The following is a 15,691-nucleotide window of genomic DNA, read 5'->3' on the forward strand; positions in this document are numbered from 1 at the left end:
ATGATCCTGTATCTTGCCTTGTCACGATAACGGGCCATCTGCTTTTGCGCATAAATGGCCCGCATGGACTGGGTCTGAATTTATTCTGCCTTCTCGAACGCCTGTGAAAGCTGCTCGATGGTGCCATGCAACGCGCCCAGGCCTCCGCCAACGAGATACCAGTTCTGCGAGTTCAGATAAACGATCTGATCTTTCTTCCAGGCATTGGTCTGGCGGACGAGATCATTGTCGAGAACCTGCTTGGCCGAATTGCCTTCACGGCCGATTGCTGCGTCACGATCAATCACGAACAGCCAATCGGGATTGGTTTCGAGAATGAATTCCGAGCTGATCGGCTGGCCATGACTGCCGATGGCAAGGTCAGGCGCTGCCGGTTCTACACCAAAGCTGTCATGAATGACGCCAAAACGGGAACCAGGACCATAGGCGCTCATCTTGCCGCCAGAAGTCAGTATCATCAGACCCTTGCCCTTGCCGACAGCCTTTTCCTTAAGCGCCGCAAGTGCCGCATCAAGCTTTTCGATTTCCGCCTTGGCTTCCGTTTCCTTGCCGAAAATCTGGCCGAGTTTTTCGACATTGGCTTCAGTGTCGGCGATGAAATTCTTTGCCGCAACAGTTACGTCGATGGTCGGTGCAATTTTTGCCAGTTCGCCATATTTCGCTGCCGAACGGCCGCCAACGATAATCAGTTCGGGTTCTACGGCATTCACTGCTTCATAATCAGGCTCAAAGAGCGTGCCAACCTTGGTGTAATCATCGCCCTCATACTTTTTCAGATAGTCCGGAAAAGGGATGTTGCCCGGAATGCCGATAATCTTGACGCCGAGACGGTTGAGATTGTCGAGGGTAGCAAAATCAAACACCACGATCTTTTCAGGATTGGCGGTGACGACCGTTTCACCCTGTGCATGCTTGACGGTGATGTCAGCCGCGCTGGTGGTCGAGGTGAGGGCGGCTGCAACAAGTGCCGCACCGCAAAGACGGACGAAATTCCGGCTGAGGTTCAACATGGCGTTCGATCCTTTCATCAATCCTGTGCTTTATAGTCTGGTTTTCTTCCAGTCAAAGCAGGAAGTTAAAAATTAATAGTTTTTTGGCCTGAATGGAGTGCCCGACAGTGAGAACATTTAATGAACCACGCCGTAAACAAGGGCGGGCGATTTAACTGGTCGCCCGCCCACCGATCAGCAATCTTTAATCAAAACTTGGATGTGAGGGAGATAAAGTAGCTTCTGCCGTTCTCCACGTAATTGGATTCTGTTTTTGGCTGCTTATCGAAAATATTGTTCACACCGAGGCGGAGGGTTACATATTCTGAAGGGTCATATTTGAAGGAAACATTGGCAACCGCGTAAGGTGATACATTCTGGGCGACAAGAGTTTCTGGCGACAGAACGTAATCAACCTGCTTGCCGTAATAATCGACCGATCCGGTAACACTGAAGTCTTCGCGCGCCTGCCATGTGACTTCCGAATGGACGGAGTACTCCGGGTCTGCGGAGAGTGGCAGTCCTGTTTCAAGGTTTTTGGATTCAAACAGGTATGTGAATGAGTTCGTCCAAGTCCAGTCTTGATGAGGATAGACCGTCAATCCACCTTCCAGCCCTTGTGTGCGAGCGCGATCGATGTTGACCTGCTGCACATATTTGGTACCCTCGCCAGTGATAAGCGACGCTTGGCGGGCCGAGGTGATCTTGTCGTCAATCTCATTATAGAAATAGGTCAGGTTGGCTTCCCATATGCCATTCTGGTAAACGCCGCCAAGCTCGAAGCTGTTGCTCGTTTCCGGCTTCAGGTCCGGATTGCCCACCATTTCGCAAGGGCCACCAACAGCACCGCAACCGCGGCCACGAGAAGTCTGCACCCAGTTCGGGTTTAGCTGGCGCATGTTTGGTGCCTTGAATGCCTGCGCCCACCCGGCTTTGAAAGTCAGATTGTCGCTGAAGTCATAATTGAGATAGACGCGAGGGCTTGCGTGGGTACCGAATTTCTCGTGCTGATCGATGCGAAGACCGGCAGTCAGCTTCAAATCTTCCCGAAGTCTGATCTGGTCCTCGACAAATACCGCCCCGGTCCACATACTCGTTTCAGTGGAGCCGGAAGTGCCAGTTACGGAATTTGCCTTGCCAAGATTTTCCGGGTCGCTCATTTCTTCGTAACGAAGCTCGCCGCCAATCGTCAAATCCTGTTCAAACCAGAAGTCCAAAGGCATGGAAAGTTTGCCATCGAGCGTATAGCTACGCACATTGATAGTGGTGTCGCCGGTTACAATGCCGCTGCGGTCAAGAGTATTATGATGGTTGTCGGCATTTTCGATAAATGCTGTGATTGTTGATGTGCCGAAGTCCCACTCGCCGACATGCCGGAGAGAACCAGTGGTGCGGCGGATGGATGTTTTACTCGTGTCAATCTCGCCATCGGCCAGATAAGGACGGTATTTCTCCTGCCCTGTGCTTCCTTCAATTTCAAACAACTGGTTGGAGGTAGGCGTCCAGGAGAATTTTGCAGTAATATCATAATCATCGACGCCGCGCGGCGTCTGGATGTCATCATGTTCTGTTGGATTAGAGGGTTTTTGTTTGCCAATGCTACCGTAAGCGGTGAAAGTCAATTCATCAGGTACAATAGGCCCGCTTACATATGCGCTTACTTTTTTGGTAGCACCCGTAGCCTTGCTTTCGGGCTGAATCCATTCAGTGGTAAGCGATCCAGTCCAGCTATCCCTGGATTTCTTGGTGATAATATTTACCACGCCGCCCAGCGCATCTGAACCATATAACGTGGACATTGGGCCGCGGACAATTTCAATGCGCTCGATCGCGTCCAAAGGAACCCAGTCAAGATCGCCATTATAATGGCGCAAGGTGGTAAGGCCAGCATTTACGCGCTTTCCATCAATAAGAATAAGCGTGTATCCGCTGCCCATGCCGCGCATACTAATACCACGCGTCCCATCGCTGCCAAAACCTACATTGACGCCCGGTACGGTTCGCAATGCTTCCGTTATATCGGGTGCTGCCCGTTGCTGAAGTTTTTCCTGGCTCAAAACAGAGATGCTTGCTGGCGCATCCTTCGCGGTCGTTGCGATTGAAGAGGCAGTAACAACAATCTGATCAAGTACGATCCCGCCGCCATTCTCGGTTGCCTGCGCAACTTCGTTACTCGTTTCGCCGGAACCTGGTGCGCTTTGTGCAAGAGCCATTGCGCTACCAAGAATGAGCGTCGTCGAAAGACATGTGCCCGCGAGGATCGCTTTTACGAAAAGCGACTTGCTGGCTAATTGCCTGCTCTGTGTGCTATTCGTCGCCCACAATCCCCGAAACAAGCTGGTCATTTTTGTCACCGTTAAAGTTGAGTTTCTTGCTCCTCTTAAGTATGGCAAGATGGTGACGTCAATCTTCATGTTTTATAAACGTTCCAAGTTGCAGAAAATGCAATTGAGTGGGTGCTATGGCGATGATGAGCAAACATAGAAAAACACAGGCAGATGCAGAGAATGCGAATGGTGAGACGTCACGCCTAGGTCAATTACGCCTGTTGATTGCACTTGATGCTCTTCTTGTGGAAGGAAGTGTTGGTGGAGCCGCAAAGCAGATGGGACTGAGCACGGCCGCCATGAGCCGCCTGCTTGGGCAGATTCGTGAAAAATTTGATGATCCCATTCTGGTGCGCTCTGGGCGCAGCATGGTTGCCACACCTAAAGCCGAGGCTTTGCGAGGCCGCCTTCGCCGCCTTGCCAACGAAGCCGAAGCTTTGATGAAACTCGATAACGGAGAGATCGCTGCTCCATCCGGCAAGGGGCACCAGAGTTGGAGATATACCAGTGCCATCACCATTCCGCCCCCGCTCAGCATCCGCAAGGTTCCAGAACTGGAAAATCACCCGACGCCAGAGCAGGTCGCAGCGCAGTTCGCCAATATTCAAAGCGAGAATGATCCTGTCCGGCGATTAGCGAAATATATTGCCATAACGGGCCGTAAGATCGGTCATGCGCGCCCGCTTGAAATCCATGAAGCGGAAGATGCATTCGCCACAATCCTTGCTGGTGAGGCTGACCCGATGCAGATCAGCGCCTTGCTACGTCTCATTCATTATCGAGGGGAAACCGCACCGGAACTTGCTGGCATGGCGCTCGCCGCTCACAAATATTGTTCCACAGCCACCGCTTTTCCAGCACCTGCCCTGGACTGGCCTGCGCATCTGTCGCCCAATTCCCAGCAATCGCCGTGGTTCATGCAGGCCGCATTACTGGTCGCGCGCGCGGGTTATCCAGTCGTACTGCATGGAAATTGCGGCACGGGCGAGTTTGCGGGTAAGCTGGAACTGGCAGCAGAAGCGGTCAACATACCTATTGCGACATCGCTGGCGCAGGCGAAAAGCTCAATTGCCGCCCATCATATCTGCTTTATGCCGCTGGCCGGATTTGCGCCGCAGATTCACGCACTGCTTGCGCTTTATCCGCTTTTTGAATCGCGCTCCCCAATCAACAGCTTGGTTCATCTTCTCAATCCCATGCAAATGCCTGCATCATTTCTCGGTGTTACACAGCCCGCCTATCGGGAGTTGCATCGCGATGCCGCAGGATTGCTGGGCTGGCATTCAGTCTCGGTCGTTTCGACTAGCCGCGATGTGGCGGAGCTCGTCCCGCATCGCCCGCACACCATCCATCGTCTGGTTGACGGCCAGAAGACCAATCTGATGTTGCCATCATTGTCGAAAGCCGTGTCAGACAAACACGCAAGCCTTAGCGCTTTTGAGTATTGGCATGCGATCTGGTCGGGGACGGCCGCCGACAAGCGGGCCACACACACGATCATCGCGACAGCCGCCATGGCTTTGATGACAGTGCTGGGAGCAGACGATGAGAGCTACGGACAATTCTACGCCAGGGCCGAGGAGTTGTGGTGCAGGCGCCATCAGCGCGCTGCTTGAGGCTTTTTTGCCATAAGCGCAGGAATGAGTTCAACCAAAAGAAGCAGTCAAATACGTAAGCCTGTTCCTTGACGATAAAGGCTGCTGCCCTGTGTTGCCGCCAAGGAACAGGTGGGGGTACGAATGTATTTTCCCCCGTTTTATCCGCCCGGCAAGCTGGCAATGCTGGCACAGGAATAAAAGCGCCGGGAAGCCGTTGTCTTCTATTCGTTATCGTAGGCTTCGGTATCGATACCGAGTGCGGCTAGCCCTTCCTCTATATAGTCGCCCAGAAGCGGCGTTCCGAGGAGGTATTTTGCCTCGCGCCCATTATGACGCTCACTCGCGGTATTCAATGCGTCTTGCCACTCATCGGCGCTGAAATCGCCGCGCCCGACCCACATCAATGCCAGAAGTTCGATTCTTTCGTCTTCATTGAGCGAACGGATCGCGGCAACCAGTTCCTTGCGGGTTGGATTGTCGGGTGAAGCGTCGAGAATGTCGACATCGCCGTCATCGGTTGAATTGGAGCCGGAGTTTTCGTCGACGGTCGGCACCTGCACATCATATTCCCGTGCCTTGGAGATGATATATTCGAGGTTTTCGATATTATTTGCCAACTCGACCATAATGCGCCTCCGTTGCTCCCCGCGCACAAAGTATGGTGACGGAGGCGGACAAGCTTGGCAAGCGGGAAATGATTTATCCAAGAAAAGGCAGAACCCAGTCGGCGATCAGCTTTATGGACAGGCCGAAAAGAGTGAGCTGAACCAGCAGGAAGAACGGGCCGGGCGGCATGATGCGGGTAAGCTTAGCGCCGACCAAAGTGCCGATGACCGCAGCGGGGATCAACCAGTAGCCCAGCGACCAGTCCAGATGCGAGAACTGCTGCAATTCCCAATAAGGCACAAGTTTGACCGCATTGACGACGGCGAAAAGTATGGTCGAAGTTCCGGCAAAAACCAGCTTTTCGAGATGCTGCGGGAGCACATACATCTGAAAAGGCGGCGCGCCGGAATGGGATACAAAGCTGGTCAGCCCCGTCAATATGCCCCAAAAAACTCCGCCGGGAATATCAGCCTTGCGCGCCTGCCTGCGATAGCGGGCGCCGATCCATGCATTGACGCAGAAGAAAATGCCGACCAGTCCGACCAGCATTCCGATGAATGTGCTCGAAAGATGCGAACTGAACATCCAGCCTACGCCAACACCAACTGTCGCCGCCGGTATGAGGATCGCAAGGTTTCGCGCGGAAAAATGGTGGCGATAGAGATAAAGGCCGAACATGTCGCTGATGACATAGATGGGCAGCAGAAGGGCTGCGGCCGTCACTGGCGATATGACCAGCGCCATCAGCGGCACAGCGAGGGTGCCAACAGAAGGAAGACCGCCTTTTGACAACCCTACCAGAAATGCCGCGCCGATCGCGATAGACAGAAAAAGAGGTGTATGCTCAAGCATGGGCGAGGCGCAATCGGCCGCTCATCCGTGCGCCCATTCCCAGTAAAGAGCCCGCGCGCGCTTCGTCATCGGTCCATATTCGAGCGTCTTCTGATCAAACCCGATGATCGGAACCACCTTGCTCATATTGCCGCTGGAGAAGATTTCGTCCGCTTCGCGGAAGTCCTCGATTGTGAGCGTCGTTTCATGGACACTCACACCCGCTTCGCGCAGAAGCCCGATGACGCGCTGACGCGTAATGCCATTGAGGAAGGTGCCGTTGGCCACCGGGGTGAAGACTTCGCTGCCGCGCACCATGAAAACGTTCGAGGTCGCGGTTTCAGCTACATTTCCCAGCACATCCGTCACAAGAGCGTTATGAAAACCTCTCGCTTTCGCCTCGCGCAGCATGCGCGCATTATTGGGGTAAAGGCAGGCCGCTTTAGCATTGACCGGCATGACTTCGAGATAGGGCCTGCGAAAAGAAGTCGTTGTAATAGTGAAGCCCTTGGGTTCCGCCATCGGAATGGCTTCAAGGCACAATGCGAAATCGGTGGATTCGGGCAGAGCGGCAACCGTGCTAGCATCGCCTTCCTCGGCCCAATACATGGGGCGGATATAAACATCCGTACCGGGCGCGAATTTCTTGAGCCCTTCGCGGGCGAGCGCTTCAATATCATTGGCCGAAAACATCGGTTCAAGCCCCAGCGCGCGAGCGGAATCGTTTGCACGGGCGCAGTGGCGGTCGAGATCGGGCGTGACGCCTTCAAACAGGCGCGCACCGTCAAATATGAGCGAGCCGAGCCATGTCGCGTGCGATGAGGCACCGAGGATACGCACATCGCCCTCACGCCACTCGCCCTTGTAATAGGTCCACATAGCACGGCTTCCGGTCATTGTTTTCATCCTTCGTCAGTCATATTCCCGCGCGCAGACCCGCAGCGGGCGTGCATATCTATATCATCTTGCCGGAAACTGAAAACCGGTTTCAGTTCTGCGTTTCATCCAACAGAACCGGGGTTGCTTCCGCCGATGCAACCGCCGGTGGTCCCTCGACACCGCGCTGGCGCTCGCGGATGAAGGTGAACAGACCGGATATGGTGATAAGCACGATGCCGATGAGCATCGGCATGTCGATCCGGTCATTGAAGATGAAATAGCCGAACAATATGGCCCACAGCATCTGGCTATATTGCGGAGACGCGATAGCGCTGGCGGGCGCATACTGGGCCGCAAGCATGAGCAGGATATTTGCAAGCGCCGCCAGAAGCCCATATCCGGCCAGATAGAGCCATTGTTGCGCGCCGGGCGTCTGATAGCCGGGGATCATCAACAGCCCGCATATAATGATTGGACCGATCAGGCCAGCGGTATAAAGGGATATGCGCTTTTCGCTTTTGCCCATCACGCGGAAAATCACGATGCTCATCGCCCCGCCAAAACCGCCGCCAAGAGCCCCCAGATGGCCGATGGAAAGCTCGCGAAATCCGGGGCGAAGCACAATCATAACGCCCAGAAAACCGATCGCAACCGCCGACCAGCGCCGCCAGCCGACCTGCTCCTTGAGAAAAAGCACCGACAATATGGTGACAAAGGCAGGCAGCAGGAAAATAAGCGCAAAAGCTTCGGCCATGGAAAGATGGGTGAAGGCGACGACACTGCCGATGACGCCCATTGTGGCAGTCACAGTCCGCAACAGCCACAATCTGATATTGGTGGTCCGAAACATATCGGACCATGCATCTTCGGGCTTCTTGGTGAAAGGGATCGCGAGTACACCCAGAACCGCGCCGTAGAAAGCGATTTCGTAAGGCGAAAGCGTGCCGTCGATAAACTTGACGCAGGCGTCGCTGACAGCGAATGCGGCGTAAGAGGCAAACGCCAGGAAAATACCGTAAAGCATGATGATTCCGAAAAATGGGAGGCGTTCTTCTCTATTCCGGCATTAATCGATCAGCAGTGATTTGGCAAAAGGCATTTTCTTGTCGAGTTAGGAAGATCAATATGCCGCAGTGCCTTATGGCATAGGCGATTACGGTCTTTTCAAGGTCGCGAGTTCCCGCGAAAATGCATGCCTCATTTGCAATCATATCCGTAGTGAAAATTCAGGCAAAAGCCTATCTACTGATCATCCAACGAGGAGAAAGCAAATGAACATTCGTCAGAAATTCAACCAGTATGTTTCCCGTCGTCGCGCTGTGCGTGAATTGGGTGCGATGGACGATTATCTTCTTGCCGATATCGGTGTGTCGCGTTCCCAGATTCAGAGCGCAGTTTTCGGTAAATAAGAACATATGGTGCGGCTTTTAAACCATCGCCCCATAGTTGAAACCAGACTAAAATAAAAAGCGTCGGCATCCAGTCCGGCGCTTTTTTTTTGACTGTTCTTTCCGCAGTGCCCATGTTGCCTTTCATAGTCCACATTACTTTCTTCAGGTATCAGGAATATTACCCAAAGGCATGATAAGGCTTGTATACTGGCCCGCTTCGCGGTTATGTGGCTACCCGATGCTGCAAGGACGCGAACATGCTCGATCTCATCATAAATGGAATTCTGATTGGGGCAGGCGCGACCATCGTCATGGACGTCTGGGCGCTCATTCTTGCGCAATTACCGGGGCAGGCGGCTCCCAATTGGGGCCCGGTCGGACGCTGGTTCTGGCATCTGCGCGATGGGCAGGTATTTCACGAGGATATTGCCGAATCCGAACCCTACAAATATGAAGTCGCGCTGGGCTGGATCGGCCATTATGTCGTCGGCATTGTTTATGGCATCGTCTTTGCTCTGTATGGCGGCGCGGAATGGTTCGCGAATCCAAGCTTTTTGCCCGCGTGGATATTCGGCATACTGACGGTCGCGGCTGGTTGGTTTTTGCTGCAACCGGGACTGGGAATCGGCTGGGCCGCATCGCGTCTGCCTCATGCCCGGCGCGTGCGTGTTCTCAATCTGGTTGCACATACATTTTTCGCATTGGGCATGTATGCAACCGCGCTTCTTATTAAAACCCCAATAGATTCAATAAATTAAAGAATCAATACTATTCATGTCTGCTTGCTTTTTTGAAGGTCTTTCAAAAAATTTACGTGAATGACTGGCTGGCATAATAGGCACTGGCGGTCCAGATTAAATCGTGTCAATAAATAGGCATTCTTGCGGCAGAACTGTGCTTTTCTGTGCAATGGGTGTATGGGGAACAATTCGTTCGCGCGTAATGCGCTTGCGATCAACAATACGGCAATCGCTTGAGGCTGCTCCAATCCGGTTTTGTGTCCGGCCATCTCGGCCGCGCAGTTGCGAAGCGGAGACCGGATAGCGAATTTTCTGCCCTGGAGGAACTATGCTGGAAAAGCTGTTCAAATTACAGGAACACGGCACGTCTGTAAGAACGGAAATAATCGCCGGTCTGACGACCTTCCTGACTATGTCTTACATCATCTTCGTCAATCCCGACATTCTGTCCACGACGGGTATGGACCGTAACGCGGTTTTCGTTGCGACCTGTCTTGCCGCAGCGCTCGGATCGTTCGTGATGGCCTTCGTCGCGAACTGGCCAATCGGCATGGCGCCTGGCATGGGGCTGAACGCCTTCTTTGCCTTCACGGTTGTCGGCGCCATGGGCTTTTCGTGGCAGCAGGCACTTGGAGCGGTTTTCATCTCCGGCGTCATCTTTCTGATTTTGACCGTGACAGGCATCCGCCGCTGGCTCGTCGATGGCATTCCTATTTCGCTGCGCAGCGCCATTGCCGCCGGTATTGGTATGTTCCTGGCGCTGATCGGATTGAAGAGCGCGGGCATCGTCGTCGGCAATGAGGCGACCCTTGTCGCGCTCGGCGACCTGACTCATGCTGGCACTCTGCTCGCGATAATCGGCTTCTTCATCATTGCCGCTCTCGATGCGCTCAAAATACGCGGCGCGATCCTGATCGGCGTTCTGGTCGTGACGGTCATCTCCATCGTTCTGGGGATCAGCCAGTTCGGCGGCGTCTTCTCTGCACCGCCCAGCCTCGCACCCACATTGCTGCAACTCGACATCATGGGTGCGCTGCATACCGGCATCATGCACGTCATTCTGGTATTCGTGCTGGTCGAGGTTTTCGATGCAACAGGCACCCTGATCGGTGTCGCAAAGCGCGGCAAGCTGATCGAGCCGGGCAAGCCCAACCGTCTGGGCCGTGCCCTGTTTGCCGACAGCACTGCGATCCTCGGCGGCTCGCTTCTGGGTACATCATCGACGACCGCCTATGCGGAAAGTGCGTCCGGCGTGCAAGCAGGCGGGCGCACGGGCCTGACGGCACTTGTCGTCGCCGTGATGTTTCTGGCAGCGCTCTTCATTTCGCCGCTGGCTGGTTCCGTACCCGCTTTTGCGACGGCCCCGGCACTGGTCTATGTCGCCTGTCTGATGATGCGCGAGCTGTCTGAAATCGAATGGGATGAAATCACCGACGCGGCTCCGGCAGCTCTGACGGCTCTGGCAATTCCGCTGACCTATTCGATCGCCAATGGCCTGGCGTTCGGCTTCATCAGCTATGTCGTATTGAAAACCGTGACCGGCAAGGTGCGCGAAGTGCACCCGGCGACGTGGGTTGTAGCGGCTCTGTTTGTGATCCGCTTTGCTTTCTTCCCTGAAGGGTAAAGCAGGAGACAATGCTGAGTATCAAAACAAAATACCGCATATCCTTGAGGGATATGCGGTATTGTTTTAATCTATCTCTTTAATCTACTGACTTAGATATTATCGAGCAGATTACGCTTTTGCAGATTCTGGATCAGCGCGCGGATGCCAAAGGTCCATTCTGGACATTTATCAGTGCGCTCCACCCAGTTGATAAGACTTCCGAGTTTCGGGGTCGAGATTTCCACCCGATCGCCGATTTCATGAGTAAAGCCCTGTCCTGCGCCACGGCGATCCTTGACCGGGGCGAACATGGTTCCGAGGAAGAGAACGGCACCATCGGGATATTGATGATTGCGGTTCATCATCTGGCCTGCCAGATCTTCCGGGTCGCGGCTGATTGCTTCCATCGGACTTTCACCGGTCATCTCGAAACCGTCTTCACCCTGAACCTTCAGCGAAAGCTTGAGCTTGCGCAAAACATCCATGGTGAAATCGCCATCGAACAGGCGGATGAACGGCCCAACTGCGCAGGAGGCATTATTGTCCTTTGCCTTGCCGAGCAGCAATGCAGAACGGCCTTCGACGTCACGCAAATTGACGTCATTGCCAAGCGTCGCGCCGACGATACGGCCGTCCGAGGCCACGGCCAGAACGACTTCCGGTTCCGGATTGTTCCACTCGGAAATCGGCAGAATACCTACCGTTGCTCCACAACCGACAGCCGACATGGGCTGCGATTTCGTGAAAATTTCGGCATCAGGCCCGATACCGACTTCCAGATATTGCGACCAGAGGTCCATTTCCTGCAACAGGGTCTTGACCTGAGCAGCCTTCTCGGAACCTGCCACGACGCCGCGCAGATTATCACCGATGACGGGAGCCAGACGCTCGCGAATTTCACGAGCGCGGGTGGGGTCGCCCTTGGCCTGTTCCTCGATGACGCGTTCCAGCATACTGTCGGCGAACGTTACACCTGCCGCCTTGATCGCCTGAAGATCGACGGGGGCGAGCAATTCGCCTTTCTCGCCGGACAGGAAATCATCCAGCTTGCCCAGATCGTTGAAACGGCTCGTGTCTTTCAGTTCGCCCACGAGGGTTTTACGCTCCAGCAGGCCGGAGGCAGTCGCCGACAGGCTGGAAAGGTCATGCACACGGCCATTCGACACAAGGACGGGGCAGGGGCCATTCTCGGCTTTGGACCAGACGCGCCCGATCAGCAGCGCCGAAGAACTGTCTTCAGGCAGGATCAGGGTCGAGCTCAAAACAGGCTTGTCTTGCACGGATATATCTCCCGGTTTGGTTATTAAAGCGAAGGGGTTTCTCGATGTGAAGGACTCATGGCTTCTCCCACCTTTTTGGCCCGATAACGGTTCACACATTCGGGCCGATGCATAAGCCTTCCAAAAACCATTTGTAAGGTTGTCTGATAACTATATATTCAGCGCTTGGAAACCGTTTTCTGTGTGAAGCGGCAATATTGGGTCGAAAAAGGCGGACTGGGGAATAAACCCATCCACGAGACACGGAGTGAGTCACGTGAGAAAGGCTGGCATGTTTGTCGAAATCAAGCGCAATAAGCAACTTCCAGCCCGTATCGCGACACAGATCCTGCATGAGATAAACGAAGGTAACTGGCAGCCGGGCCATAAATTGCCCACCGAGCATAGTCTGGCGCAGAGTTTCGGCGTCAGCCGTTCGGTGATCCGCGAGGCTATCGCGCAATTGCGCAATGAAGGACTGATCGAAACCCGACAGGGTGTCGGTGCCTTCGTGACTGAGCCGGACCGGCGGCAAGCCATCCGCATAGAACCGGAAACGCTGGCTGACCTTGACCATTTCCGCAGCCTGTTCCAGTTACGCATGGCGCTTGAAATCGAAGCGGCAGGGCTTGCAGCCGTGCATTACGAGGCGGAAGACCTGCACAAGCTGGACGAGACGCTTGCGCAGATGAGTGGAGCGCAGAAATGGACCGATGAGGGCATTGTGGCTGATCTTGCCTTTCATCGCGCTATCGCAGCCGCAACCCACAACGAATATTTCTCGCTGGTGCTCGGTTTCATCACCGAGCGTATCAATCAAGCGATCAGGGCAGCGCGTGCGCGTGCAGTTCTGGAAGAGATCGTTGATATTACCATTGCCGAGCACGAACGTATTCGCGATGCGATCGCCATGCGCGATCCGCTACAGGCGCGTGCCCTGATGCGCCACCATATTGTGGAAGCCGCAGGCCGGGTCAATCTCACGCTGGAAACATTCTGACTACAGCGCCGTGTGGTTTTTCTGTCTTGTTAATAGCCGGAATTTGCCTATTGATGCCGCGACAAAGCGAGAGCGTGTGAGGATATCGATGTTGCGTATGATAGTGATGGGCGTTTCCGGTTCCGGAAAATCAACCGTGGGCGAGAAGTTGGCCGAAGCCCTTGAACTGCCTTTTCTGGAAGGCGATTCACTGCACCCCAAAGCAAATGTCGACAAGATGTCCTCGGGCATTCCCTTGCAGGACGAAGACCGCTGGCCATGGCTGGATAAGATCGGCGAGCGTTTGACATCGGCAGAAAACGGCATCATCATTTCCTGCTCTGCGCTCAAAAAAAGCTATCGCGATCATCTGCGCGCGGCTTCCAGAGAAGCGCTTATATTCATCTTCCTTGATGGTAGCTTTGAGGTGCTGCACGAGCATATGGGACACCGCACCGGCCATTTCATGCCGGTTTCGATGCTGGAAAGCCAGCTTGCGACTTTGGAAAGCCCGGTCGGCGAGCCGCTCGTTTTCCGGGCTGATGTGGCCGACCCGATCATGGCCATTGTTTCTCAAAGCCTTGAGTGGATTCGTTCCATCCGAAAATAAATTCGGCCCTACTGTAGCGGCCAGAAATACATCAGCGTAGGAACAGCAACCAGGGCGATAAGAATTGAAAGCGGCAGGCCCAGACGCGGATAATCACTGAATTTGTATCCGCCCGGCCCCATAACCAATGTATTGCACTGATGGCCTATGGGGGTGAGAAAATCGCAGCCTGCACCAATCGCGACCGCCATCAGGAAAGCCTCCGGCTTGAAACTAAGTCCGGATGCGAAGCTGGTCGCAATCGGGGCCATAACCAGCACGGTGGCGGCGTTATTGAGAAATGGCGTAACGATCATTGCGGTCACGAGAATAAGCGCCAAAGCCCCTGCAGACGGCAATTGATGGCCAATACTGGCCAGTCCTTCCGCAATCAGATCCGTGCCGCCTGTGGTCCGCAAGGCATCAGAGACAGGAATGAGAGCGGCGAGCATGACCAGAATCGGGCCATCGATTTCGTCATAGACCTCGTTGAGAGGAATGACCTTGAATACGAGCATGGCCACGGCTGCGGCAAAGAATGCGATTGCCACTGGAACAATGCTGGAAGCGGTCGCAGCAACAGCAGCAATCAGGATTGCCAACGGAATTAACCCGCGTCTTACGCTGCCAAGCATCAGCTTGCGGCGAGCAAGTGGCAGCAGCTCGAATTCGGGAAGGTAGTTCGAAAGCTTGGCTTGCCGTCCCTGCAACACGATCACATCACCAAACCGCAAGACCACTTCGCTAGGCCGTTCGGTAATGCGCTCTCCGGGGCGGCTTACGGCCAGAAGATTGACATCATAACGGGCATAAAGCTCAAGCTTTTGCGCCGTCAGGCCGACGAGTCGCGAGTTTTTTCCGATCACGGCCTCCACGACTTCTATATCTGTCGAGCCGCTCGTATCCGAAGGATTACGATTCTCATTCAGCGTCAGCTTTCCTGAGCTAACGACAAGATCAAGCGCTTTGGGGTCGCCTTCAAGCAGCACCACGTCGCCCTCCGAAAGCACTGTATCGGGAAGGGGCGTCATGCGCTGTTTCTTGCGGATGATCGCCGTCACCATCGCTTCACCCTCGGCGGGCTTGATAAGATCGGTGACACGCTTTCCGATGAGCGACGAACCTTTGGGGACACGGGCTTCAGAAGCATAGTTCTTGATCTTGATCGCATCGTTCAGCGATACGTTTCCCCGGCTGCGCTGCGGCACGAGCCAGTAAAACAGAACCAGATAAATCAGACCAACAACAGATAAGACAGCAGCCACTGGCGTGAAATCGAACATGGTGAAAGGTTCTCCCACCATTTCGCCGCGAATACGTGAAACAACTATATTGGGCGAGGTCCCCACTTGGGTCATCAACCCGCCTAACAGCGCGCCGAAGGCCATCGGCATCAGGAAAGTTGACGGCGAAACATTGGAACGGCGCGCAAACTGGAAGGCGACCGGTATCATGATCGCCAATGCGCCGACATTTTTCACGAAGGCAGAGAGAACGGTGACGATTGCGACAAGCACTGCAAGCTGTAACCGGACACTGTTGATTTCCGGCAGAAAGCGCTGCACCGCTTCCTGCATCAGGCCCGAGCGGGCGACACCTGCGCTGACGACGAGCGCGCTCCCCACAATAATGACGATATCGTCGCTGAAGCCCGTGAAAGCCTGATCGAAAGGTACGACGCCCACCGCAACGGCGAGAAGGAGCGCGCAAAGTGCGACCACGTCATAGCGAAACCTGCCCCAGATAAACGCCCCCATCATGAGAATGATTACCGCAAAGGACAATATCTGCTGATGGGTCATGAAACGCGGGTTCCCCAGAAGAGAAATTATGGAGAGAATTATTCCACGTTTGTGTAGCGCATAAACTTTAAAACGGAAAACGTTTATTCAAGCGC

The 15,691-nt window shown here is 54.3% G+C and carries 14 protein-coding genes; 6 read left to right on the forward strand and 8 right to left on the reverse strand.

The window, feature by feature from the left end:
* Positions 1-80: 80 nt before the first annotated feature.
* Positions 81-1,028 carry a siderophore ABC transporter substrate-binding protein gene (locus KUG47_RS06825; protein ID WP_217677199.1) on the reverse strand — a complete coding sequence of 316 codons (948 nt, stop codon included), beginning with the start codon at positions 1,026-1,028 and terminating at the stop codon, positions 81-83.
* Positions 1,029-1,198: 170 nt separating this feature from the next.
* Positions 1,199-3,334 (reverse strand): TonB-dependent receptor domain-containing protein, encoded by a 2,136-nt coding sequence (locus KUG47_RS06830; RefSeq protein WP_217677200.1) that lies wholly within the window; start codon positions 3,332-3,334, stop codon positions 1,199-1,201.
* A gap of 122 nt (positions 3,335-3,456) precedes the next feature.
* On the opposite strand from KUG47_RS06830, the gene KUG47_RS06835 reads away from it, so the two are divergent.
* Positions 3,457-4,932 (forward strand): glycosyl transferase family protein, encoded by a 1,476-nt coding sequence (locus KUG47_RS06835; RefSeq protein ID WP_217677201.1) that lies wholly within the window; start codon positions 3,457-3,459, stop codon positions 4,930-4,932.
* 203 nt (positions 4,933-5,135) lie between these two features.
* Here KUG47_RS06835 and KUG47_RS06840 read toward each other — a convergent pair whose 3' ends face one another.
* The 4 genes from KUG47_RS06840 to KUG47_RS06855 form a co-directional block, all read right to left on the reverse strand.
* The gene (locus KUG47_RS06840) at positions 5,136-5,540 is read right to left on the reverse strand and encodes a DUF3775 domain-containing protein (protein WP_217677202.1); all 405 of its coding nucleotides are present in this window, start codon (positions 5,538-5,540) and stop codon (positions 5,136-5,138) included.
* A gap of 73 nt (positions 5,541-5,613) precedes the next feature.
* On the reverse strand, positions 5,614-6,372 hold the full coding sequence (locus KUG47_RS06845) for a sulfite exporter TauE/SafE family protein (protein ID WP_217677203.1): 759 nt from the start codon (positions 6,370-6,372) through the stop codon (positions 5,614-5,616).
* A 21-nt stretch (positions 6,373-6,393) separates the two neighbouring features.
* Positions 6,394-7,248, reverse strand: coding sequence for a branched-chain amino acid aminotransferase (locus KUG47_RS06850; protein WP_217677204.1), 855 nt, complete (start codon positions 7,246-7,248; stop codon positions 6,394-6,396).
* Positions 7,249-7,339: 91 nt separating this feature from the next.
* The gene (locus tag KUG47_RS06855; protein WP_217677205.1) at positions 7,340-8,254 is read right to left on the reverse strand and encodes a DMT family transporter; all 915 of its coding nucleotides are present in this window, start codon (positions 8,252-8,254) and stop codon (positions 7,340-7,342) included.
* 247 nt (positions 8,255-8,501) lie between these two features.
* On the opposite strand from KUG47_RS06855, the gene KUG47_RS06860 reads away from it, so the two are divergent.
* From KUG47_RS06860 to KUG47_RS06870, 3 genes are all read left to right on the forward strand, one after another.
* On the forward strand, positions 8,502-8,639 hold the full coding sequence (locus tag KUG47_RS06860; RefSeq protein WP_217677206.1) for a DUF1127 domain-containing protein: 138 nt from the start codon (positions 8,502-8,504) through the stop codon (positions 8,637-8,639).
* A gap of 239 nt (positions 8,640-8,878) precedes the next feature.
* Positions 8,879-9,379, forward strand: a complete 501-nt coding sequence (locus KUG47_RS06865; protein WP_217677207.1) for a DUF2938 domain-containing protein — start codon at positions 8,879-8,881, stop codon at positions 9,377-9,379.
* A 310-nt stretch (positions 9,380-9,689) separates the two neighbouring features.
* The gene (locus KUG47_RS06870) at positions 9,690-10,985 is read left to right on the forward strand and encodes an NCS2 family permease (RefSeq protein WP_217677208.1); all 1,296 of its coding nucleotides are present in this window, start codon (positions 9,690-9,692) and stop codon (positions 10,983-10,985) included.
* 92 nt (positions 10,986-11,077) lie between these two features.
* Here KUG47_RS06870 and KUG47_RS06875 read toward each other — a convergent pair whose 3' ends face one another.
* Positions 11,078-12,247: a fumarylacetoacetate hydrolase family protein gene (locus tag KUG47_RS06875; protein WP_340162789.1), complete on the reverse strand. Its 1,170-nt coding sequence runs from the start codon at positions 12,245-12,247 to the stop codon at positions 11,078-11,080.
* 271 nt (positions 12,248-12,518) lie between these two features.
* Here KUG47_RS06875 and KUG47_RS06880 point away from each other — a divergent pair, with 271 nt between their 5' ends.
* Together KUG47_RS06880 and KUG47_RS06885 are read left to right on the forward strand one after the other, a co-directional pair.
* Positions 12,519-13,226 (forward strand): FadR/GntR family transcriptional regulator, encoded by a 708-nt coding sequence (locus KUG47_RS06880; protein WP_217677397.1) that lies wholly within the window; start codon positions 12,519-12,521, stop codon positions 13,224-13,226.
* 88 nt (positions 13,227-13,314) lie between these two features.
* Positions 13,315-13,815 carry a gluconokinase gene (locus KUG47_RS06885; protein WP_217677210.1) on the forward strand — a complete coding sequence of 167 codons (501 nt, stop codon included), beginning with the start codon at positions 13,315-13,317 and terminating at the stop codon, positions 13,813-13,815.
* 8 nt (positions 13,816-13,823) lie between these two features.
* Here KUG47_RS06885 and KUG47_RS06890 read toward each other — a convergent pair whose 3' ends face one another.
* Positions 13,824-15,635 carry an SLC13 family permease gene (locus KUG47_RS06890; protein WP_422718067.1) on the reverse strand — a complete coding sequence of 604 codons (1,812 nt, stop codon included), beginning with the start codon at positions 15,633-15,635 and terminating at the stop codon, positions 13,824-13,826.
* Between the last annotated feature and the right edge of the window lie 56 nt (positions 15,636-15,691).

The sequence above is a fragment of the Falsochrobactrum tianjinense genome (genome assembly GCF_019100495.1).
In the GTDB taxonomy this organism is placed as follows: domain Bacteria; phylum Pseudomonadota; class Alphaproteobacteria; order Rhizobiales; family Rhizobiaceae; genus Brucella; species Brucella tianjinense.